The 22352-nt window shown below is 71.6% G+C and carries 15 protein-coding genes; 7 read left to right on the top strand and 8 right to left on the bottom strand.

Annotation, left to right across the window (positions count from 1 at the left end; translation table 11 throughout):
* Positions 1–123 precede the first annotated feature (123 nt).
* The 3 genes from ACMCNN_RS08440 to ACMCNN_RS08450 are packed head-to-tail and all read right to left on the bottom strand — an operon-like array spanning position 124 to position 4467.
* The gene (locus ACMCNN_RS08440; RefSeq protein ID WP_412745614.1) at positions 124–2085 is read right to left on the bottom strand and encodes an ABC transporter ATP-binding protein; all 1962 of its coding nucleotides are present in this window, start codon (positions 2083–2085) and stop codon (positions 124–126) included.
* Complete coding sequence (locus ACMCNN_RS08445; RefSeq protein WP_412745615.1) at positions 2082–3818, bottom strand: ABC transporter ATP-binding protein; 1737 nt, start codon at positions 3816–3818, stop codon at positions 2082–2084. Before ACMCNN_RS08445 ends, ACMCNN_RS08440 begins: the two co-directional genes overlap by 4 nt.
* Before the next feature lies 1 nt (position 3819).
* Complete coding sequence (locus tag ACMCNN_RS08450) at positions 3820–4467, bottom strand: TetR/AcrR family transcriptional regulator (protein ID WP_412745616.1); 648 nt, start codon at positions 4465–4467, stop codon at positions 3820–3822.
* Between the two features lie 236 nt (positions 4468–4703).
* Here ACMCNN_RS08450 and ACMCNN_RS08455 point away from each other — a divergent pair, with 236 nt between their 5' ends.
* The 3 genes from ACMCNN_RS08455 (at position 4704) to ACMCNN_RS08465 (ending at position 9449) form a co-directional block, all read left to right on the top strand.
* Complete coding sequence (locus ACMCNN_RS08455) at positions 4704–6407, top strand: sulfatase (protein ID WP_412745617.1); 1704 nt, start codon at positions 4704–4706, stop codon at positions 6405–6407.
* A gap of 141 nt (positions 6408–6548) precedes the next feature.
* Positions 6549–7613: a LacI family DNA-binding transcriptional regulator gene (locus ACMCNN_RS08460; protein ID WP_412745618.1), complete on the top strand. Its 1065-nt coding sequence runs from the start codon at positions 6549–6551 to the stop codon at positions 7611–7613.
* Positions 7614–7742: 129 nt separating this feature from the next.
* Entirely contained in the window at positions 7743–9449 is a 1707-nt protein-coding gene (locus ACMCNN_RS08465) for a glycoside hydrolase family 13 protein (protein ID WP_412745619.1), read from the top strand.
* Positions 9450–9609: 160 nt separating this feature from the next.
* Here ACMCNN_RS08465 and modA read toward each other — a convergent pair whose 3' ends face one another.
* Both modA and ACMCNN_RS08475 read right to left on the bottom strand, forming a co-directional pair.
* A complete protein-coding gene (modA, locus tag ACMCNN_RS08470) occupies positions 9610–10389 on the bottom strand; it encodes a molybdate ABC transporter substrate-binding protein (RefSeq protein ID WP_412747104.1) in 780 nt (259 codons plus the stop codon).
* A gap of 310 nt (positions 10390–10699) precedes the next feature.
* On the bottom strand, positions 10700–12352 hold the full coding sequence (locus tag ACMCNN_RS08475; protein WP_412745620.1) for a beta-1,3-glucanase family protein: 1653 nt from the start codon (positions 12350–12352) through the stop codon (positions 10700–10702).
* A gap of 312 nt (positions 12353–12664) precedes the next feature.
* On the opposite strand from ACMCNN_RS08475, the gene ACMCNN_RS08480 reads away from it, so the two are divergent.
* The 3 genes from ACMCNN_RS08480 (at position 12665) to ACMCNN_RS08490 (ending at position 17154) form a co-directional block, all read left to right on the top strand.
* Positions 12665–13846, top strand: coding sequence for an NAD(+)/NADH kinase (locus ACMCNN_RS08480; RefSeq protein ID WP_412745621.1), 1182 nt, complete (start codon positions 12665–12667; stop codon positions 13844–13846).
* Between the two features lie 12 nt (positions 13847–13858).
* Positions 13859–15517 carry an FAD-dependent oxidoreductase gene (locus ACMCNN_RS08485; RefSeq protein ID WP_412745622.1) on the top strand — a complete coding sequence of 553 codons (1659 nt, stop codon included), beginning with the start codon at positions 13859–13861 and terminating at the stop codon, positions 15515–15517.
* A gap of 179 nt (positions 15518–15696) precedes the next feature.
* Positions 15697–17154, top strand: a complete 1458-nt coding sequence (locus tag ACMCNN_RS08490; protein WP_412745623.1) for an ATP-binding protein — start codon at positions 15697–15699, stop codon at positions 17152–17154.
* A gap of 61 nt (positions 17155–17215) precedes the next feature.
* Here ACMCNN_RS08490 and ACMCNN_RS08495 read toward each other — a convergent pair whose 3' ends face one another.
* Both ACMCNN_RS08495 and ACMCNN_RS08500 read right to left on the bottom strand, forming a co-directional pair.
* Positions 17216–17716, bottom strand: a complete 501-nt coding sequence (locus ACMCNN_RS08495; RefSeq protein WP_412745624.1) for a mycothiol transferase — start codon at positions 17714–17716, stop codon at positions 17216–17218.
* Between the two features lie 47 nt (positions 17717–17763).
* Positions 17764–19095 (bottom strand): MFS transporter, encoded by a 1332-nt coding sequence (locus ACMCNN_RS08500; protein WP_412745625.1) that lies wholly within the window; start codon positions 19093–19095, stop codon positions 17764–17766.
* A 419-nt stretch (positions 19096–19514) separates the two neighbouring features.
* Here ACMCNN_RS08500 and ACMCNN_RS08505 point away from each other — a divergent pair, with 419 nt between their 5' ends.
* A complete protein-coding gene (locus tag ACMCNN_RS08505; RefSeq protein WP_412745626.1) occupies positions 19515–20471 on the top strand; it encodes a hypothetical protein in 957 nt (318 codons plus the stop codon).
* Between the two features lie 142 nt (positions 20472–20613).
* Here ACMCNN_RS08505 and ACMCNN_RS08510 read toward each other — a convergent pair whose 3' ends face one another.
* On the bottom strand, positions 20614–22344 hold the full coding sequence (locus tag ACMCNN_RS08510) for a methyl-accepting chemotaxis protein (protein WP_412745627.1): 1731 nt from the start codon (positions 22342–22344) through the stop codon (positions 20614–20616).
* Between the last annotated feature and the right edge of the window lie 8 nt (positions 22345–22352).

Raw genomic sequence — 22352 nt, forward strand, 5'->3', positions numbered from 1 at the left:
GCGAGGATAGCGGGCCGGGACGTGGTTCCGCCTCCGGGGTGCAGCGCGGATCCGACCCGGGGACACCGTGCCGGAACGACAGCGGGGCGGCCGGAGAGCCGCCCCGCTGTCGTCTGCCGTCCCTCAGTCCACCTCGACCGCTGCCTCGGCGAACTGCGCCGAGTACAACCGGGCGTACGCGCCGTCCGCCGAAATCAACTCGTCGTGGGTGCCCTGCTCCACGATCGCCCCGGACTCCATGACCAGGATGACGTCCGCGTCGCGGATGGTGGAGAGCCGGTGCGCGATGACGAAACTGGTCCGCCCCGCCCGCAACGAGTTCATCGCCCGCTGGATCAGCACCTCGGTCCGGGTGTCGACCGAGCTGGTCGCCTCGTCGAGGATCAGGATGCTCGGCTCGGCCAGGAACGCCCGGGCGATCGTGATGAGCTGCTTCTGCCCGGCGCTGACGTTCGAGCCCTCCTCGTCGATGACGGTGTCGTAGCCGTCCGGCAGCATCCGCACGAACCCGTCCACGTGCGCCGCCTCGGCCGCCGCCGCGATCTTCTCGGGCGTCGGGTCGTCGGCGGCGTACGCGATGTTCTCCGCGATCGTGCCGCCGAACAGCCAGGTGTCCTGCAGCACCATGCCCATGTGCTCGCGCAGCTCCGGGCGGGGCATGGTGGCGATGTCCACCCCGTCCAGGGTGATCCGCCCGCCGGTCACCTCGTAGAAGCGCATGAGCAGGTTGACCAGGGTGGTCTTGCCCGCGCCGGTGGGGCCGACGATCGCGACCGTCTGGCCGGGTTCGACGGTCAGCGACAGGTGGTCGATCAGCGGCTTGTCGGGCAGGTACCGGAACGACACGTCCTCGAACGCGATCCGGCCGCGTACCGCGCCGGGCAGCACCGGGTCCGCCGGGTCGGGGCTCTGCTCGTCGGCGTCGAGCAGTTGGAACACCCGTTCCGCGGAGGCCACCCCGGACTGTACGAGGTTGGCCATGCTGGCCACCTGGGTCAGCGGCTGGCTGAACTGCCGTGAGTACTGGATGAACGCCTGCACGTCGCCCAGCGACAGCGAACCCGAGGCCACCCGCAGGCCGCCGACCACGGCGACCAGCACGTAGTTCAGGTTGCCGATGAACATCATCGCCGGCTGGATGAGTCCGGAGATGAACTGGGCGCGGAAGCTGGATGCGTACAGTTTGTCGTTGTGCTGCCGGAACGTGGCGTCGGCCTCGGCCTGGCGGCCGAAGACCCGCACCAGCGAATGCCCGGTGAACATCTCCTCGATGTGGCCGTTGAGCCGGCCGGTGGTGCCCCACTGCGCCACGAACTGCGGCTGCGCCCGCTTGCCAATCTTGGTGGTGATCAGTACGGACACCGGGACGGTCAGCACCGCGATCAACGCCAGCAGCGGGGAGATCCAGAGCATCATCCCCAGCACCCCGATGATCATCAGCAGTGCCGTGACGAGCTGAGCGAACGTCTGCTGCAGGGTCTGGGCGATGTTGTCCGTGTCGTTGGTGGCCCGGCTGAGCACCTCGCCGCGCGGCTGCTTGTCGAAGTAGGACAGGGGCAGCCGCGACAGCTTCGCCTCGACGTCCGCGCGGAGCTGGAAGACCGTTGCCTGCACGACCCGGGCGGTCAGGCGCCCCTGCAGCACGCCGAAGATCCAGGCGCATGCGTAGACGACGAACACCCAGGCCAGCAGGTGCGCCAGCCGGTTGAAGTCGATGCCCTGGCCGGGGACGACGTCCATCGAGGCCAGCATGTCGGCCCGGTTGTTCTGGCCCTGGGCCCGCAGCGCGGCCACGGCCTGGGCCTTGCTCACCCCGGCGGGCAACGCCTGGCCGACCACCCCGGAGAAGATCAGGTCGGTGCCGTGCCCGAGCAACCGCGGCCCGAGTACGGACAGGAACACGCTCCCGCCCCCGAGCAGCAGCACCATCGCGACCAGCCACCGGTGCGGGCGCATCAGCCCGAGCAGCCGCTTCGTGGAGCCCCGGAAGTCTTCCAGCTTCTCCGGCGGCATCCCCCCGGCCATCATGCGCGCGGCGGGCCCACCCATGGGCCCGGCGGGTGGCCGCCTCGTCGGCGCGGTCATGCGGCAGCCTCCTGCTCCGTGAGCTGGGAGAGCACGATCTCCCGGTACGTCGGGTTGGTGTCCATCAGCTCGGCGTGGGTGCCGGTGCCGACCACGACGCCGTCGTCGAGGACGACGATGCGGTCGGCGTCGCGGATCGTGCTGACCCGCTGCGCCACGATGACCACGGTGGCCTCGGCGGTGCGTTCCGCGAGCGCGGCCCGCAGCGCGGCGTCCGTGGCGTAGTCGAGGGCCGAGAACGAGTCGTCGAACAGGTAGATCTCGGGCCGGTGCACGAGCACCCGCGCGATGGCCAGGCGCTGCCGCTGGCCGCCGGAGACGTTCGTGCCGCCCTGGGCGATGCGCGCGTCCAGCCCGCCGTCCATCCGTTCCACGAACTCGCGGGCCTGCGCCACGTCGAGGGCCTGCCACAGCTCCTCGTCGGTGGCGTCGGGATTGCCGTAGCGCAGGTTCGACGCGACCGTGCCGGTGAACAGGTACGGCTTCTGCGGCACCAGGCCGACCGTGCGTGACAGCAGCTTCTCGTCCAGTTCCCGTACGTCGACGCCGCCGACCAGCACCTGCCCGCCGGTGACGTCGAACAGCCGTGGCACCAGGTCGAGCAGTGTGGTCTTGCCGCTGCCGGTACTGCCGATGATCGCGGTGACCTCGCCGGGGCGGGCCACCAGGTTGATCCCGCACAGCACCGAGGCCTCGGCGCCGGGGTACCGGAAGTCGACGTCGCGCAACTCCAGGTGGCCGTGGCCGCGCAGCGCCCGTACCGGATCGGCGGGCGGGCGGACGCTGGACTCGGTGCCCAGGACCTCCACGATCCGGTCGGCGCACACCTCGGCCCGCGGGATCATGATGAACATGAACGTGGCCATCATGATCGACATGAGGATCTGCATGAGGTAGCTGAGGAACGCGGTGAGCGCGCCGATCGGCATCTCGCCGGATTCGATCCGGTGCGCGCCGAACCAGAGCACGGCCACGCTGGACACGTTCACCACGAGCATCACGGTCGGGAACATCAGGGCCATCAGCCGGCCGGCGCGCAGCGACACGTCCATCAGGTCGCGGCTGGCGTCGTCGTACCGGTCCTGCTCGTGCTCGTCGCGGACGAAGGCGCGGATGACGCGGATGCCCGCGATCTGCTCGCGCATGACCCGGTTGATCCGGTCGATGCGCACCTGCATGGAGCGGAACAACGGCCGCATCCGAGAGATGATCAATCCGACCAGGATGATCAGGACCGGCACGATGACCAGGATCAGGGCGGACAACGGTACGTCCTGGTGCAGCGCCAGCAGGACGCCGCCGACGCACATGATGGGTGCCGAGACCAGCATCGTGAACGTCATCAGCACCAGCATCTGTACCTGCTGGACGTCGTTGGTGCTCCGGGTGATCAGCGACGGCGCGCCGAACTGGCCGACCTCGCGGGCCGAGAAGTGCTGCACCCGGCCGAAGATCGCGGCCCGTACGTCGCGGCCCACCGCCATGGCGGTGCGCGCGCCGTAGTAGACCGCGACGATCTGCGCGGCGATCTGGATCAGGGTGATGCCGAGCATCGTCGCGCCGACCCGGATCACGTGGCCGGTGTCGCCGGTGACCACACCCTTGTCGATGATGTCGGCGTTGAGGGTGGGCAGGTAGAGCGTCGCCAGTGTCTGCAGGAACTGGAACACGACGATGAGCGCGATGTCTCCACGGTACGGGCGCAGATAGGCCCGCATGAGTTTGATCAGCACCTCATGGCACCTTCGGGTCGGGAGTCGGAATGGGACGGTGGTCTGGTTCCGGGTGGGTCAGGAGTCCGTCGAGCAGCAGCGACACCGTGTCGGCGCCGTCGACCCGATCGGGGTCGCCGAACGGCCCGTACGTGTTGGCGCCGCAGAACAGCAGCAGCAGCCGGGCGACCGCGGCGGGGGAGCGGCGCAGCCGGTCGGCGTCGGGCGCGATGACCGCGGTGAGCGTGGTGAGCAGCCGCTCGCGGGAGGCGGCCATGGCGTGCCGGGCCTGCGGATCGGCGCCGCTGGTCCCGGTGAGCCGGCGCGCCTCGGCCATCAGGTGCGCGTTGCCCGCGAATCGCCGGTGGATCAGGTCCGCGGCCTCGGTCATGCGTTCGCGCAGCCCGGCGCGCGGGTCGATGGCGGCCAGCGCGTCCAGGGTCGGCTGGGGGTCGAGAGCCTCCGTCAGCGCGGCCACGACCAGCGACTGCTTGTCGGGGAAGACGCCGAAGATGGTGCCCTCGGCGACGCCCGCCGCCTGGGCGATCTGCCGGGTGCTCACCTCCAGCCCGCACCGGTGCAGCAGCGGCACCGTCGCGGCGACCAGCGCGGCGCGGCGTTCCGCGGGCGCCAGGGCGGGGACCCGGCGGCGGCGTTCCTGGGATGTCACCCGGCCGATGCTAATGAGCGAGCACTCACTCAGCCACTGATATTTGTCACGGGTGTCGCCCCGGGTCACCCGATCGGACCGGGGTGACCTCCTTCTTCAGGTGGCCGGGGATGGGCCGAGAATGATCGAGTTCGCCGGTGTAGGGTCGCCGACCCCGGGGCCGGTGAACCGGCCCGGCGGCACGGACGTGTCACTAAGTGCTATCGCTGCTCCGCCAAGTATCGAAGGAAACCCCGGTGTCGCTTCTCACCCGCTTGCGTCCGTCGCCGCCCGCCCGCACGGACACCCCCGACGCCGAGGCCGCCCCACGGCGGACCTGGCGGATCGTGCTGAGCCGTACGCTGACTGTCCTGTCCGTGGCCCTGATTTTCGCGGCCCTGCTGTTGCCGAACACGCTCGGCCAGGTCACCCCCGGCGCCTTCCTGCGGGTGCCGGTGGAGGCGCTGGTCGCGGTCGCGATCGTGCTGGTGCTGCCCGGCCGGGTGCGCGGCGCGGTGGCCGTGGCCGGTGGCGCCGCGCTCGGCCTGCTGACCCTGGTCAAGGCGCTCGACCTGGGCTTCTGGTCGTTCCTGAACCGGCAGTTCGACCTGGTGGCCGACTGGGGCCTGCTGGACGACGGCCTCGGGGTGCTGGAGGACTCGATCGGCAAGGCCGGTGCGCGCGCCGCGGCGGCCGGGGTGATCGTGCTCGCGCTGGCCCTGGTCGCGCTGCTGGCGCTGGCCGCGCTGCGGCTGTCCCGGGTTGTCGCCCGGCACCGCACCGCCACCGTCCGCTCCGGGCTCGCGCTCACCGCCGCCTGGGTGGCCCTCGCGACGCTCGGCGCCCAGATGGTCCCCGGACTGCCGGTCGCCTCGCGCAGCGAGACCACCTTCGTCCAGGACCGGATCGGGCTGATCCGCACGGGGCTGCGCGAGCAGCGGGCGTTCGAGCGCGCCGTCCAGGTCGACGGGTACCGCGACACACCGGGCAACCAGCTGCTGACGGGCCTGGCCGGCAAGGACGTCGTGGTGTCGTTCATCGAGAGCTACGGCCGGTCCGCGATCGAGGACCCGGCGCTCTCGCCGTACGTGACGCCCGTGCTGGCCGATGGCACCAAGCAGCTCGCCGCGGCCGGTTTCGCCACCCGCAGTGCGTGGCTGACCTCGCCCACCTTCGGCGGGTACAGCTGGCTGGCCCACTCGACGTTCCAGTCCGGGCTGTCCATCGACAACCAGATGCGCTACCTCAGCCTCGTCTCCTCGGAGCGGTTCACCCTGACCGGGGCGTTCAAGCGGGCGGGCTGGGACACGGTCGGCGTCGAGCCGGACAACACGTACGCGTGGCCCGAGGGCGACTTCTACGGCTACCGGCGGGTCTGGGACTCGCGGACCCTGGGCTACAAGGGTCCGAACTTCAGCTGGTCGCGGATGCCGGACCAGTACACGCTGGCCGCGTTCCAGCGCAACGAGTACGGCAAGAAGGGCCGTTCGCCGATGTTCGCCGAGGTCACGCTGACCTCCAGCCACACCCCGTGGGCGCCGCTGCCGCAGATGGTCGACTGGGACGCGGTCGGCGACGGCTCGGTCTTCACCGCGCAGGCCGCGGCGGGCCAGTCCCCGGACGAGGTGTGGAAGGACCCGAAGCGGGTGCGCGCCGAGTACGCCAAGTCCATCGCCTACTCCGTCTCGGCGCTGACCTCCTGGGCGCAGAAGTACGGCGACGACAACCTCGTGCTGATCTTCCTCGGTGACCACCAGCCCGCCCCGATCGTGGTGGGCGACAAGGCCAGCCACGACGTACCGGTCACGATCGTGGCCAAGGACCCCAAGGTGCTGGACCGGATCGCGTCCTGGGGCTGGCAGGACGGGCTGAAGCCCGGACCGCAGGCTCCGGTGTGGCCGATGGACGCGTTCCGGGACCGCTTCCTGACCACCTTCGGCCCGCAGGGCGAGTCGCACTGACCCACGGTCCGCGGACCGGACCGTCCGCTGTGCGCCGACCGGAACATCGGCGTCCCGGCGCGCCGCGCCCGTCCCGAGCGGCGCGCCGGGCACCGTCCGCGATATCGTGATCGCCCCATCAACATCTGCGGAATCGGGGCCATGGCGTCGAAGAGGGCCGGTGTCGAGCCGGGCAGAGGCCGCAAGCCGACGTCGGGTGACGTGGCCGCGGCGGCCGGGGTGTCCCGCTCGGCGGTGTCGTTCGCGTTCAACAACCCGCAGCGCATCTCCGCCGCGACGCGGGACCGGATCATGGCGGTCGCCCAGGAGATCGGGTACACGCCGAACACGCTGGCCCGCATGCTGCAGTCCGGGGCCACCCAGTCGCTCGGGGTGCTGCTGCCGCAGCGGCTGGCCCGGATCCTGGAGAACCCGTACTACGCGCGTTTCCTGATGGGCGCCGGGCAGGTGTGCGACCAGGAGGGCTACACGCTGCTGCTCACCCCGCCGCTGCAGGATTCGGTGCTCAAGGCGATTCCGTACGCGGCGGTGGACGGGTTCATCGTCTGCGGGCTGGAGACCGACCGGGGTGAGGTCGCCGAGCTGCAACGGCGCAACATCCCGTTCGTCCTGATCGACAGCGACGGGCAGTCCGGGGCACCCAGCGTGGACGTGGACGACCAGGGCGGCGCGCGGGACGTCACCCGGCACCTGCTGGAGCTGGGGCACCGCCGGATCGCGGTGGTGTCGATCGGCGCGGGCGGGCCGGAGCCGGGCGAGCACTGGGGGCCGCTGGCGCGCCGCCTGGACGGCATCGCCGAGGCGCTGGCCGAGGTGGGCATGACCTGGGCGGACGTGCCGATGGCCGAGGTGCCGGTGACCCGTACGGACGGGTATCAGGTGACCCGGGCGCTGATGGCCGAGCACCGCCCGACCGCGATCCTGGCGCTGTCGGACGTGCTGGCGTACGGCGCGGTGGACGCGCTGCACGAATTGGGCGTGGACGTGCCGAGTGAGGTGTCCGTGACCGGTTTCGACGACCTCGCGGAGTCTGCCTGGTTCCGTCCGCGGTTGACCACGGTGCGGCAGCCGATCGTGACCAAGGGCCGGACGGCCGCCGACTTCCTCATCTCCGCGATCCGCGGCGAGGACCAGCACCCACACCAGGTGCTCGGCACGTCACTGGTGGTACGCGACTCGACCGCTCCGCCGGTCGCCCGGGCGTAATTCCCCCGCTGCAGGGATTCCGCCGTGACTAACTCGTGAAGTAAAACGAGTTAGTCACGTGCTACCGTGGCCCGTCTCACGTACTCGGAACCGTCCCTTCTCCGGTGCCTGACCTCGCAGTGAGGACCCATGACCGATCAACTGACCGTCGCCACCGCGGACGACAGCGCCGCCGGTGCGGCCGCCCCCGCGCCCTGGTGGCGCGACGCCGTCATCTACCAGATCTACCCGCGCAGCTTCGCCGACTCCAACGGCGACGGCATCGGCGACCTGCCCGGCATCCGCAGCCGCCTGCCGTACCTGCAGGAGCTGGGCATCGACGCGGTGTGGCTCTCGCCGTTCTACGCCTCGCCGCAGGCCGACGCGGGCTACGACGTGTCCGACTACCGGACCGTCGACCCGATGTTCGGCACCCTCGACGACGCCCGCGAGCTGATCACGGACGCGCACGCCCTCGGCATGCGCGTCATCGTCGACCTGGTGCCGAACCACTCCTCCGACCAGCACGAGTGGTTCCGCCGCGCCATCGCCGAGGGCCCCGGCTCGCCCGCCCGCGACCGCTACCACTTCCGCCCCGGCAAGGGCGCGGACGGCGCCGAGCCGCCGAACGACTGGCAGTCGCTGTTCGGCGGTCCCGCCTGGACCCGCACCACCAACCCGGACGGCACCCCCGGCGACTGGTACCTGCACCTGTTCGCCCCGGAGCAGCCCGACTTCAACTGGGAGCACCCCGCGGTCGCCGACGAGTTCCGCACCATCCTGCGGTTCTGGCTCGACCTGGGCGCCGACGGCTTCCGCATCGACGTGGCGCACGGCCTGTGCAAGGCCGAGGGCCTGCCGGACGCGGGCGACGCCAGCGAGCTGCACCTGCTCGACGTCGCCGCCAGCCCCTGCTTCGACCAGGACGGCGTACACGAGATCTACCGCAGCTGGCGGCAGATCCTCGACGAGTACCCCGGCGAGCGCATCGCGGTCGCCGAGGCCTGGGCGCCCACCCTGGAACGGCTCTCCAAGTACGTGCGCCCCGACGAGCTGCACCAGTCGTTCAACTTCAGCTACCTCGGTGCGGCCTGGACCGTCGAGGCGCAGCGGAAGATCATCGACGAGTCGCTGGTCGCCATGCGCTCGGTCGGCGCCCCGCCGACCTGGACGCTGTCCAACCACGACGTCGTGCGGCACACCACCCGGCTCATGGGCTCCATCTCCGGTGACGCCGCGGGCCGCCGTCCCACCGCCGCCGACCCGGTCGCCGGGCTGCGCCGGGCCCGGGCGGCCACCCTGCTGATGCTGGCGCTGCCCGGCTCCGCGTACCTGTACCAGGGTGAGGAGCTGGGTCTGCCCGAGGTCATCGACCTGCCGCCGGAGGTACGCCAGGACCCGGCGTTCCACCGCGCCACCGGCCAGGACGGCTACCGCGACGGCTGCCGGGTGCCGCTGCCGTGGTCCGGCGACACGGCCCCGTACGGCTTCGGCCCCGAGGGCGGCCCGAGCTGGCTTCCGCAGCCGGACAGCTGGGCGCAGCTCAGCGTCGCCGCGCAGGACGGGGTGCCGGAGTCCACGCTGGAGATGTACCGTTCCGCGCTGCTCATGCGCCGCGCCCTGCCGGCCCTCGGCGCGCCGGACAACCTCATCTGGTGCGAGGCGCCGGAGGGCCTGCTCGTCTTCGAGCGGGCCGCGGCGGACGGTTCCGTCTTCCGGTGCACGGTCAACCTCACCGACGCGCCGATCGCCGTCGCCAAGCCGGGACAGGCGCTGCTGGCCAGCGGCCCGGTCGACGACGACGCGGCGCAGGTGCTCATCCCCGCGGACACCACGGTCTGGTGGTCCGTGGCCTGACCGCGGGGAACCCACCCGTCTCCGGACGGGCCGGCCGCGCCGCGCGCCCCCGCTTCCCCGCTCGGGCGCCGGCGCGGTCCGGGTGCGCCTACGTCCTCGCCTCCCCGGTGGACGTCGGTGCGCCCGGACCGGCCGGGTCCGCGCTGCCGCGCTGGCCGGGTCACGGCCGGAGGAACCCGGCGTCCATCAGTACCTGCTGGCCCCGGTGACCCAGCACGTACGCCATGAAGGCGGCGGCGCCGGAAGGGTTGGCCGCATCCTTGAGCGCCGCGATCGGGTACGCGGTCACCGCCTGGGCCGATTCGGGGAACTCCACGCCCTCGACGTCCGATGCGGCAGCGCGGGCATCCGTGCGGTAGACGAGCGCCGCGTCCGCGGTGCCGTGCTGCACCTGCGCCAGCGTCGCCTTCACGTCCGGCTCCCGGGCGACCGGGGTGAGCGCCACCCCGGCCGCGCCGAGCACCTTCGCCGTGGCCGTCCCGCACGGCACGTCGACCGCGCACACCGCGACCCTGACTCCGGGCTGCGCGAGGTCGGCCAGCGTGTGCAGCCCCTTGGGGTTGCCCTTGGGCACGGCGATGACGAGCTGGTTGCGCGCGAACGTCTCCGGGGTGTCCGTGGTGTCCTCCGCGTCCGTGACCGTGCGCATCGTGGCGGGGCTGGCGGCGGCGAAGACGTCGGCGGGCGTACCGGAGACGATCCGCCGGGCGAGCTCGTCGCTGCCGGCGTACGTCAACGCCACCTTGGTGCGCGGATGCGCCGCCTCGAACCCGGCGCCGATCTGGTCGAACGCACCCCTCAGCGACGCCGCCGCCAGCACGGTCACCGTGCCGGACAACTGGTCGGCGGAGATGGGGCGCTTGCCGGCGTCGCACGCCGCCGCGGAGCCCGGTACGGCGAACCCGAGCATCGTGGCCAGCGTCGCGGCGCTCAGCCGCAGGCGTGATGCGCGCGGTGCCGGCGTGCCGGATGCGGCGCCCCGACGGCGTGTACGTGGTCGCCGTCTCCGCCTCAACGCTCGTCCCTTCGCTGCGCCACCACGGTGGTCGTAGCGATCACCGGGTCGAACCCACCGTGCGGCCGAGGTCAGCCTCTGTGGGGCGCCATCCGGGACAGCCCGGCTGGCCGCAGCAACAATCGCACCTAAGGGAACAATAGGACATCGGCCGGATATCGGTGGCCGATTGAGAATGGCAGGAGCCGCCGCGGCGCAAGCGCACCGCGGCGGCTCCGGCGTTACCGGACCCGGATCAGAACGGGGTCATCGTGATGGAGGCGGTACGCGGGTCACCGTCGTGCACCAGCGACTCCTGGTTCTGCACGTCGTCGAAGGCGAACGCGTACGCCTTGCCGTCGATCATGTTCTGGTGGATCACCTTCGCGTACGTGTTGGGGTCCTCGCCGCGGTAGAAGTCCTTCGCGCCGCCGCTCGGCTGGTTGTCGAGCGTGCCCAGCGTGCCGCGGATCAGCGCGGCGCACAGCGTCCGGGCGATCGGGCCGACGACCTGGTCGTTCGGCGCACCCAGCGCGCCGTCACAGCCCCACACGTTCGCGGTGCTCGGCTTCGGGAACGACGCCACCACCTTGCCGCTGCCGTCGGTGAAGTTCAGGACGTCGCCCGAGGTGCGCCCGAAGAACTTCGTGTCCGGCCGGTCGCCGAACGGCGTCACCGTCAGGGTCCGGGTCGTGTACGCCTTCCACGCCTCGTCGATCGCCTCGTTCAGGTACGTCGGGTCCATCAGGCCCGCGTCGGCGGCCTTGCCCGGCGCCAGCACCCGCAGCACCGTACCGTCGGAGCCCTTGACGACGCTCTTGGCGAAGTCCGGATCGGACTTGACCGCGTCGATGACCTTGTCACGGCCGTCGGCCTTCAGCTCACCGGTCTTGGTCACCGCGCCGTTGCCGCCCTGCACGCTGACGATGTGCGGCACCGCGAACATGTCGACCTGCGAGCTGTTCAGGAACAGGCCGCCGTTGTCCAGAGTGAACTCACTCCAGTCGAACAGGATGTTGCGGTTGGGGTCGCCACCGGCCCACGGCGCGGGCTGCACCAGGCCACCCGAGGTGAGCTTGAAGTCCAGCTTCTTGCCGAACGAGAAGTACACCCGGCCGGACAAACCCTTCGGCACCTTGATCGTGGTGCTGGCGCCGTCCTTCGGCCCGGGAATCGACACGTCCGGCGCGGGTACGGGCTCCGCGCCCGCACCGGGCCACGCCGTGAACGTGCCACCGGCGTTGACGTAGCCGAGCTTGCCGCTCTTCAGGTCGGTGCCGAGGACGTACAGGAAGGTGTCGTCACCGCGCCCGGTCTTGTTGTTGACCTTCAGCGGCAGCACGTCCCCGGCCGGGGGAGGCGGAGTGTTGTCGCCGCCGCCGGCGGGCGTGGTCGCGGGAGTCGACGGGGCCTCCGTGCGGGGCGCCTCGGTCGTGGCGGTGGGGGTCGCCTTGGTCGTCACCGGGGTGGTGGTGGGCGCCGTGGTCGCCGCCGTGGTGGCGGGCGTTGTGCCGCCGCCGCCACCGCAGGGCAGGCCGTTGAGCTTGCAGTTTGTGGGCAGCGGGCCGGAGCCGATGAAGCCGAACGAGGTCTTTCCGTCGACCTTGACCTGGCCGTTCCAGGGGCGGCTGCTGAACGTACGGTGGCTGCCCGAGGTCTTCATGTCGGACTCCCAGAAGCTGCCGACCGTGCTGCCCTTCGGCAGGTCGAACTCGACCGTCCACGATGTCATCGCGGACGCGCCGGTGTTCGACACCGTCACCTCGGCCTGCCATCCGGTGCCCCAGTCGGCGACCGTGCGCAGCGTGGCGGTGGGGGCGGCGGCGGACGCCGGCAGCGCGATCCAGGCGGTGCCGGCCGCCGCGACGGCGGCGGCGACGGACAGAATCAATGTTCGCTTGCGGCGCATCGCTGGAGAGCCTCCGAGCATGTAGGGGAAACGAGTTCCCGTCGATTATCGGGACGCCGGGACGCCACGCGGTTCTTTCTTTCGATCAATAAAGTTCTTTTAAATGCGGACGTCACGTACGGTTGCCTGTCGATGGCGGTTAGCGCGATCGGCCCGCGATAACACTTTTTCGTGGCGCTCCTTTTCTCGTCTTCGCATTCGGAACGACCGTCGATTTCCGTCACCGCGGCATCACCGGGGACGCCACGGGTGCTCGCCGATGTCGGTCCGGCGTGCAAGGCTGAAGGCCGGTGCGCGCGACAGGGGGCTGCGATGGGCATGGTCGAGGTCGTCGGGCTGGTGTTGCACCCGCGGCGGGACTGCGGCGCCGCGATCGACGCGATCGTGGACTGGGCCGCCAGCCGCGACGTCACCGTGCTGGGGCTGCCCGAGGAGATCACCCGGATCGACTGCCGGGCCGAGCCGGTCTCCGCCGAGGAACTCGTCGAACGGGCCGGGCTGCTGGTCAGCCTCGGCGGCGACGGCACGATGCTGCGCTCGATGCGGCTGGTCGAGGGGCGCAAGACTCCGGTGCTCGGGGTCAACGTGGGGCGGCTCGGCTTCCTCGCCGAGGTCGACCTGCCCGACCTGCCGTCCGCGCTGTCCGCCATCGACGAGCACCGCTACACCGTCGAGCCGCGCGCCGCGGTGCGCACCGTACTGCCCGACGGCACCGAGGTGTCGGCGTTCAACGACATCGCCCTGGTCCGGGTGCCCGGCAGCGGGCTCGCCGCGATCGGCATCACGGTCGAGGGCAGCACCTTCGTCAACTACGCGGCGGACGCGGTCATCGTGGCCACGCCCACCGGCTCCACCGCGTACAGTTTCTCGGCCGGTGGCCCGATCGTCTCGCCCAATGTGGAGGGACTCCTGGTCAGCGCCGCCGCCGCGCATTCCTCGTTCAACCGCTCACTCATGCTGGCCGAGGGGGAGCACCTGGCACTCGACGTGCTGCCCACCAGCGGCCGGGTCGCGATCGAGGTGGACGGGATCGTCGCCGGGCACGCCACCGGCGGCGACCGGCTGGAGATCACCCAGGCGCCGGGCGCCGCACAGGTCATCCGGTTCGGCCGCACCACGTTCTACGAGCGGGCCCGGCGCAAGCTGCGCGTCGAGGGCAGTGCCCAGGTCGCGGCGGGCACGGCCGCGGACGCCACGGTCGTGGACAGCTTCGAACAGTCCCGGTACGAGATCCTGCTCGGCGGCGAGATCGCCGGGGTGCTCACCTACCGGCGCGGCGACGGCCGGGTCGAGTTGATGCACACAGAGGTCGACCAGGCGTACGAGGGGCGCGGGCTGGCCGGGCGGCTGGCCGCGGCCGCGCTCACCGACGCCCGGACCCGCGCCACCACCGTCATCCCCACCTGCCCGTTCGTCGCGGGATACCTGCAACGGCACCCCGAGTTCCGCGACGTGCTCGATGCCGGGGAGGCAGCCCGCCTCCCCAACCGTTAGGACGGACCGACGATGGGACAGCCCGCCATCCTCACGGTCGACGACGACCCGTCGGTCTCCCGTGCCATCGCCCGCGACCTGCGCCGCCGGTACGGCGAGCAGTACCGCATCCTGCGCGCCTCCACCGCCGCCGACGCGCTCGATGCGCTCAAGGACCTCAAGCTGCGCGGCGGCCGGGTGGCGGTGATCCTGGCCGACTACCGGATGCCCGAGACCAACGGCATCGAGTTCCTCGAACACGCCATGGACCTGTTCCCGAACGCGCGCCGGGCACTGCTCACCGCGTACGCGGACACGGACGCGGCGATCCAGGCGATCAACGTGGTGGACGTCGACCACTACCTGCTCAAGCCGTGGGACCCGCCGGAGGAGAAGCTGTACCCGGTGATCGACTCGCTGCTGGAGGCGTGGCTGGCCACGGGCGACCGGGAGGTGGCCGACATCCGGGTGGTCGGGCACCGGTGGAGCGAGCCGTCGTACCAGATCCGCGACTTCCTCGCGCGCAACCTCGTGCCGTACCGGTGGCTGGGAGCGGACGAGCCGGAGGGCCGCCGCCTGCTGGAGGCGGCCGGGGTCGGCCCGGAGGCCATCCCGCTGGTCGTCACGGCCGACGGCCGGGCCCTGGCCCGGCCCGGCACCGCCGAGGTCGCCGAGGTCGCCGGGCTGTCCACCGCACCGAACCGCGACTTCTACGACCTGATCATCGTGGGCGGCGGCCCGGCCGGGCTGGGCGCCGCGGTGTACGGGGCCTCCGAGGGCCTCAAGACCCTGCTGGTGGAGCGGCGAGCGGTCGGCGGGCAGGCCGGGCAGAGCTCCCGCATCGAGAACTACCTGGGCTTCCCCGACGGGATCTCGGGCGCGCAGCTCACCGACCGGGCCCGGCGCCAGGCGGGCAAGTTCGCGGCCGAGGTGCTCAACACCCGCGAGGTGGTGGGGATGCGCACGGACGGCTCGGCGCGCACCCTCACGTTCGCCGACGGCGGTGAGGTGTCCGCGCACGCGGTCGTGCTGGCCACCGGGGTGGCCTACCGCCCGCTGGTCGCCGACGGCGTCGCCGAGCTCACCGGCGCCGGGGTGTACTACGGCTCGGCGGCCACCGAGGGCCCGTCCTGCTCCGGTTCCGACGTCTACATCGTCGGCGGGGCCAACTCGGCCGGCCAGGCCGCCCTGTTCTTCTCCCGCTACGCCCGCACGGTCACCCTGGTGGTACGCGGCGACTCCCTGGAGTCCTCGATGTCGTACTACCTGATCCAGCAGCTCGACCGGATCGACAACATCACGGTGCGCACGCGCTGCGAGGTGGTCGCCGCCGAGGGCGCCGGTCACCTGCAGGCCATCACCATCTGCGACGGCAAGAACGGCCTGCGCACCACGGTCGAGTGCGGTTCGCTGTTCATCTTCATCGGCGCCGAGCCGCGTACCGACTGGCTCGGCGACATCGTGGCCCGCGACGAGCGCGGCTTCGTCTACACCGGCCCGGACCTGCTGACGAACGGGCAGCGCCCGCCCGGCTGGGACCGCGACCGGGACCCGTTCTACCTGGAGTGCAGCGTGCCCGGCATCTTCGCCGCGGGCGACGTGCGAGCCAACTCGGTCAAGCGGGTGGCCTCCGCCGTCGGCGAGGGCGCGATGGCCGTGACGCTGGTTCATCGGTATCTGGAGGCGCGATAGCCATGACCGATTGCACCGAGCGCAGCGAGGGCCATGAGGGCATGGCAAAGGAGGCTCAGCCATGACCGATTGCACCGAGCGCAGCGAGGGCCATGAGGGCATGGCAAAGGAGGCTCAGCCATGACCGATTGCACCGAGCGCAGCGAGGGCCATGAGGGCATGGCAAAGGAGGCTCAGCCATGACTGAGGCGGTGCGGCTCGAACCCTGTGCGCCCGGCCTGCTCACCCCCGACGATCTGCGGACGCTGTTCCTGTTCGAGCAGCTCACGGACGATCAGCTGACCTGGATCGCGGCGCACGGCTGCACCATGCGTGTCCCGGCGGGCGGGCTCGTGGTGCGCGAGGGTGATCCGGCGGAGCAGTTCTTCGTCCTGCTCAGCGGCACGATCTCGCTGACCCGCCGGGTCGGCGAGGACGACGTCCAGACCGTGCGCACCGAGCAGCGCGGGGTCTACATGGGCGCCACCCAGGCGTACCTGCGCGACGACGGGGTTCCGCGCACGTACCAGGCGTCGATGCGCGCGCTCGACGACGCCGAGTTCTTCGTGATGCCCGCCGCCGACTTCGGCCACATGATGCGCGACTGGTTCCCCATGGCGATCCACCTGCTGGAGGGCCTCGCGCTGGGCATGCGGGAACGCCAGGCCGTGGTCAGCGAACGCCAGCGGCTGGCCGCCCTCGGCGCGCTGTCGGCGGGCCTCATGCACGAACTCAACAACCCGGCCGCCGCCGCGTCGCGGGCCACCAGCGCGCTGCGCCAGCGGGTCGCCGGGATGCGGCACAAGCTGGGCATGCTGGCCGCGGGCAAGGTCGCCCCCGCGCAGCTCGACGCGCTGGTCGAGTTGCAGGAGGAGGTCATCGAGCGGGCCGCCAAGGCGCCGACGCTGACCGCGATGCAGGCCGCCGACCGCGAGGACGAGCTGGGCGACTGGATGGACGAACGCCACATCACCGGCGCCTGGGATCTCGCGCCGGTCTTCGCCCAGGGCGGTATCGACACCGACTGCCTCACCGAGATCGAGGGCAAGATCGACCCGGGCCTGCTGGACCAGGCGGTGCACTGGATCGGGTACGCGATGGAGACCGAGCAGCTGATGAGCGACATCGAGGACGCCACCGGCCGGGTGTCCTCACTGGTCTCCGCCGCCAAGCAGTACTCGCAACTGGACCGGGCCGCACACCAGTGGATCGACGTGCACGCCGGGATCGACAGCACGCTGGTGATGCTCAACCACAAGATCGGCGACGGGATCACCGTCGTCCGGCACTACGACCGTGGCCTGCCGCAGGTCCCGGCGCACCCCGCCGAGCTGAACCAGGTGTGGACGAACCTCATCGACAACGCCGTCCAGGCGATGAACGGCGCCGGGACCCTCACCATCGCGACGTACGCCGACGACGACCACGTGGTCGTCTCCGTGGGCGACACCGGCCCCGGCGTCCCGGAGAATCTGCGCAAGCGCGTGTTCGAGCCGTTCTTCACCACCAAGCCCGTCGGGCAGGGCACGGGGCTCGGCCTCGACATCTCGTACCGGATCGTGGTGAACGGCCACGGCGGCGACATCCGGCTGGAGTCGCAGCCCGGCGACACCCGCTTCCTGGTACGCCTGCCGGTGACCGAGCCGCCTTCCGCATGACCGACTGCACCGAGCGCAGCGAGGGCCGGGAGGGCATGCCCCGGCCACCTCGGCGTGGGAGTCAGATCAGGCCGCGGACGTAGGCGGCCTGACCGACGTGCTGGGCGTCGTCGTCGATCACGCTGACCAGGCGCACGCCGAGGGTGACCGGCGGGTCCCAGCGTTCGTCGACGACGCGGTCCAGGTCGTCCGGGCCGAGGCCGGCGACGTAGTCGCGGGTCCGCTCGTGCACCGCCGTGAAGTAGTCGACCAGCGCCTGCCAGCTGTCCGGCCGCACCGCCGCGACCTCGGCCGCGGTGTGTCCGTACCCGGAATCGTCGGGGTCGGGTTTGCGCCCGAACCGGGCCGCCCAGTCGCCGGTCAGGTAGACCTGTTCCGCGCCGAGCAGCTCCGCCACGTGGGCGTCCTGCACGCGGGTCAGGTGCCACACCAGCCAGCCGACCGAGTTGGCGCCCGCCGCCGGGGCCCAGTGCAACTGCTCGGGCGTCAGGCCCTCGACGGCACCCCGGACCAGGTCGGGCAGCCGGCCCAGCGCCTCGTTCAGTACGTCGCTCACGTTCACCGTGCACGCTCCTTCGGGCTGTGTACCCACAGGATTGTCCCCCGGCGTCAGCGTTTCCCGGCGCGGGCGCGGCCGAACCATCCCCGGTCGGCCAGCACCTCGCGCATCGGCCGCACGATGAGTCCCTGCTCGGTGGCCAGCCGCTGGCGGGCGAGGCGCCGGGTCCGCAGGATCCCGATCACCCCGAGCCCGCCGATCACGTACTGCACCGACATGGCGAGCTTGAAGTCGTCGATGCCGTACCCGGCCCGGCCGCCCGTGCGGGCGTCCAGGACCAGGCCGACCAGCAGGATCGTGACCAGCGACGCCACGAAGCCGCCGACGTTGACGATGCCGGTCGCGGTGCCGAGGCGGTTCGGCGGATTGAACGTACGGGCGAACTCGAAGCCGATCATCGAGCCGGGGCCGCCCAGCCCCAGTGCGAGCACCAGCAGCACGAGCAGCGGCAGCGGTGCCCGGCCAGGCCAGGCCAGCACGAGCGCCCAGGCGAGCGCGTTCGCGCCGATCACCCCGAGCACCAGCCAGGAACGGCGCATCGGATGCCGTTGCACCAGCACCCCGATCACCGGCCCGGCCGCCATGCCGGTCAACACGAACACGGTGAGCAGCGCGCTGGCCTGACCCCGGGACAGCCCCTCGCCCGCCACGAGGAACGGGTAGCCCCACATGAGGGCGAAGACCGTACCCGTGAACTGGGTGCTGAAATGGGTCCACAGCCCGAGCCGGGTGCCGGGGTGCCGCCACGCCGTCGCCAGGTCGGCGCCGAGCTGCCGGGGGGTCATCGCCGCGCCGGAGCTGACCCGCCGCTGCGGGGAGTCGTGCAACGCGGCCAGCGCCAGCAGCCCCACGAACACCCCGGCCCCGGCCGCCGCCCCGAACGCCGTGCTCCAGCCGCGCCCCGCCAGCAGGGCCGCCAGCGGTACGGCGCTGAGCACCTGCCCGGCCTGCCCCATGAGCCCGGTGAGCTGGGTCAGCACCGGCACCCGGCGGGCCGGGAACCACTGCGGCACCAGGCGCAGCACGCTGATGAACGTCATCGCGTCGCCCGCGCCGACCAGAACGCGGGCGACGACCGCCCCGGTCATGTCGTGGGTGACCGCCATCAGCGCCTGACCGGACGCCATGAGCAGCGCCCCGCTCACCACGAGCCGCATCGAGCCGAAGCGGTCCAGCAGCACGCCGACGGGCACCTGCAGGGCGGCGTACACGAGCAACTGGAGTACGGCGAACGAGGCGAGCGCGCCCGCCCCGACCTGGAACCGGGCCTGCGCGTCGAGCCCGGCGACGCCGAGTGAGGTCCGGTGCAGCACCGCCACGACGTACGCGGACAGGCCGACACCCCACACCGCCCAGGCGCGAGCCTCGGGTCGCAGGGCCATGTCACGCCTTCCCACGGTGCGGGCAGAGTCCGGCCTCAACCCTGCTGGCGATCCGTGCCGCTCACAACGAGTTACCTCACAAACCCCGCGTGGCCCCCGTCACGCCCCCGCGACCCTCTCCCTTCCCGCTCGTGTTCTTCCGCGTGTTGGGGGTGCAGAGATCTTGATGAGTTCGGGTCAGGTCCTGACCAGAAATCATCAAGATCCGCGGTTGTCCACAGCCGTCGTCGGCGGCGACAGCAAAAGTGGAAGGCTGGCACCGACCACGGCCGGACCGAACAGATCACCGGCCATCGCGGACGACGCCTCGCACGGGATGTCGGCACATCTGGATCTTTGGCGGCGATTCGCCTGCCGTGCCGGGGCGGCGTGTCAGGAGAGAACTGGGTGGTTGTGTGCGGGGGTATGACGGTCGTGGGGTGCCCCGGCCGGATGCGGATCTCCTGGACTGGATCGGGTTCGAGCAACGCGGCGTCCTGACGGTCGGGCAGGCGGTGGCGGCGGTCGGGCGGGGTGTCGTGCGCGGTCACCTCCGGCTCGGGCGCTGGCGCCGGATCTGCCGCGGCGTCCTGCTGACCGAGAACGGCCGGCTCGACGGGGACCAGCAGCTGTGGGTCGCGGTTCTGGCGGCCGGTCCGGGTGCCGTCCTGGCCGGCGTGACGGCCGCGACGCTCGGTGGCGTTCGTGGGCTGCGGGCCGGGCCGGTGGATGTGCTGATCCCGGCACAACGCGTCGTGTCCCGGCGGCTGACCGGCCTACCGCTCGACATGCCGGGCGTCCGAGTGCACCGAAGCACGTTGCTGACGGCAGGCACACGACTCGGTCGGCCGCCGCGGACGACCGTGGCCCGCGCGGTGGTGGACGCCGCGTCGTGGGCCCGTACGGACGACGAGGCCAGGGTGGTGCTGGCCACCGCCTGCCAGCAGCGTCGCGTCCTGCCGTCGCAGCTGCGCGACATGATCGCCGCGTTGCCGCGGTCGCCGCGGCGGGCACTCATGCGTGCCACGATCTCGGACCTCGACGGTGGCGCCCAGGCCCTTTCCGAACTGGACTTCCGGGCGCTCTGCCGGAGGTACTCGCTGCCGTTGCCCGACCTCCAGGAACCCCGCACGGACACTCGGGGGCGCCGCCGCTACCTGGACGCGTATTGGCGGGAGTGGCGGCTGCACGTGGAGGTCGACGGCGCTCACCACATGGACGTGCGGCACTGGGCCGCCGACATGCTGCGCCAGAACGAGGTGTGGATCTCCGGGGACCGGATCCTACGCTTTCCGTCCTGGCTCCTGCGGGCCCGTCCCGACGAGGTCGCCGCGCAGATTCGAGCCGCCCTGACGGCGGCCGGCTGGCGCGATCAGGCGTCGTCGCGACCGCTGTGAAGCAGATGGTGGTCATCGCGACCGCCGCGTTCGGCGGTTGGCTGGTTGGCGGCCGTGGTGGTGGTCACGGCGAAGCGGATGTTGATGACTTCCGGTTGTTTCCTCGCCGCAAGTCATCAAGATCCACATGAGAGGTGAGTCGTCACGCCCCCGGGTGGTGACCTTCGGTGGAGAGGCTCTCGATCTGGCGGATGGCGTCGTCGACGTCGCGGCTGAGCTGCTCCACCTGGACCCGTTGACGCTCGGCCAGGCCGTGCACCTGGCTGGTCGTCCCGGTGATGTCGGTGACGGAACCAGCCATCGTGCGGACCGTCGCGGACATCGCCCGCATCTCGTGCTCGAGTTCACCCACGATCGTCGTGATCTCGTCGGTGGACTGTGCGGTCGAGGTGGCCAGGTTCTTGACCTCTCCGGCGACGACGCCGAACCCGCGCCCGGCCTCCCCAGCCCTGGCGGCCTCGATGGTGGCATTGAGCGCCAGCAGGTTCGTCTGCGCCGCGACCCCGGTGATCATCTCAGCGATCCCGGCGACCCGGCGCAGGCTGCGCCCCAGCGCCTCGACCGCCTGCTCGGCGTGCCCGGCGTGTTCGACCAGGTCCCGGCTGGCCAGGTGCGCGGCGTCGATCCGGTCGTCGATGTCGCGGGTCGCGGTGCGTACGTCGGCGACGTGGTCGACCACCCCGCCGAGCCGCTCGACGACCGCGCTGGAGGTCTGCTCGACCGTCTCTCGGGCCTGCCGGCGCGACTCCTGCTGGATGCGCTCCTGCTCGGCGTACGTCTCGCGCAGTTGCTCCTCCCGCTGTTGCTGTTCGGTGCGCAGCGCGGCGTCCTGGGCGGCCAGCGTCTCCAGCATGGTGTCGATCGTCGCGGCCAGGGCGCCGATCTCGCCGTGGCCGGAGTGCCCGATACGCAGCGAGCGGTCGCCGGAGGCGACCACGGCCTCGGTGGTACGCCGCAGCGGACGCACCCGCTGACGCACGGCCCGGCGCGACAGGATCTGCACGGCGCCGATCAGCAGCAGCGTGCCCAGCGCTGTCACTCCGAAGATCTGGTTGGCCATCCGCCCGGCGACCTGGTGGAGCTGCCGGTCCCGCACCGAACGCAGCACCACCTGACCACCGTTGACGGTCGGTACGACCGCGTCGACGGCGACCTGGGTGTCGTTCAGGGTGGCGGTGCTGACGGCGATCCTTCCGAGCCGGCTGGCCAGTACGGACCGTTCGGCGGCGTTGGCGTGTCGCTGCGGCACGCGGGTCAGCGGCAGGTCCACCTCGGCACCCAGCTTGGTCAGCGCGGCTGGATCCAGCGCCTTCAGATAGATCAGACCGCCCTTGGCGGGCGGGTCTCCGCTGCTCGGGTAGGCGGCGAACCCGCAGTACAGATAGGCGCCCCCGGCCGCGCCGACGATGCCGCAGATGCCGTCGCCGGCCTTGGACTGGGGGTTGAACATGCGGCGCAACAGGGCGGGGTCGCTCAGCTCGGCGGGGGCCGCGGCGAACGCGTCGTTCTTACCGTCCGCCACCAGCCCGCCGACGCGCGGCGTGCCGTCGAGCCCGACGCCGAGGACACCGTCGACCACACCGGTGCCGCGCAGGTAGTCCGGCTCGAAGCTGTCCAGGAAACCTGTGCGGTCGCTGGCGGCGACCTGTTCGGCCGGGTCGTCCCACTCCGAGTTCGTCGCGCCGAACGTGCTGAGCAGGGCCACCTGGCCATCGAGGGCGATGCGCAACCGCTGGGCGTCGTGGGCCAGCTGGTTGGCCTCCAGTTCCTCGAACGGGCCGGTGGCGACCGCGCGCAGGGCGAGGAAGACGGCAGTCAACACGAGCAGGCCCGCCCCGACGGGGCGGGCCCAGCGCAGAAACCGATGGATCACGCAATTCC

It is taken from the genome of Krasilnikovia sp. MM14-A1004, assembly GCF_047159485.1.
Taxonomy (GTDB): Bacteria; Actinomycetota; Actinomycetes; order Mycobacteriales; family Micromonosporaceae; genus Actinoplanes.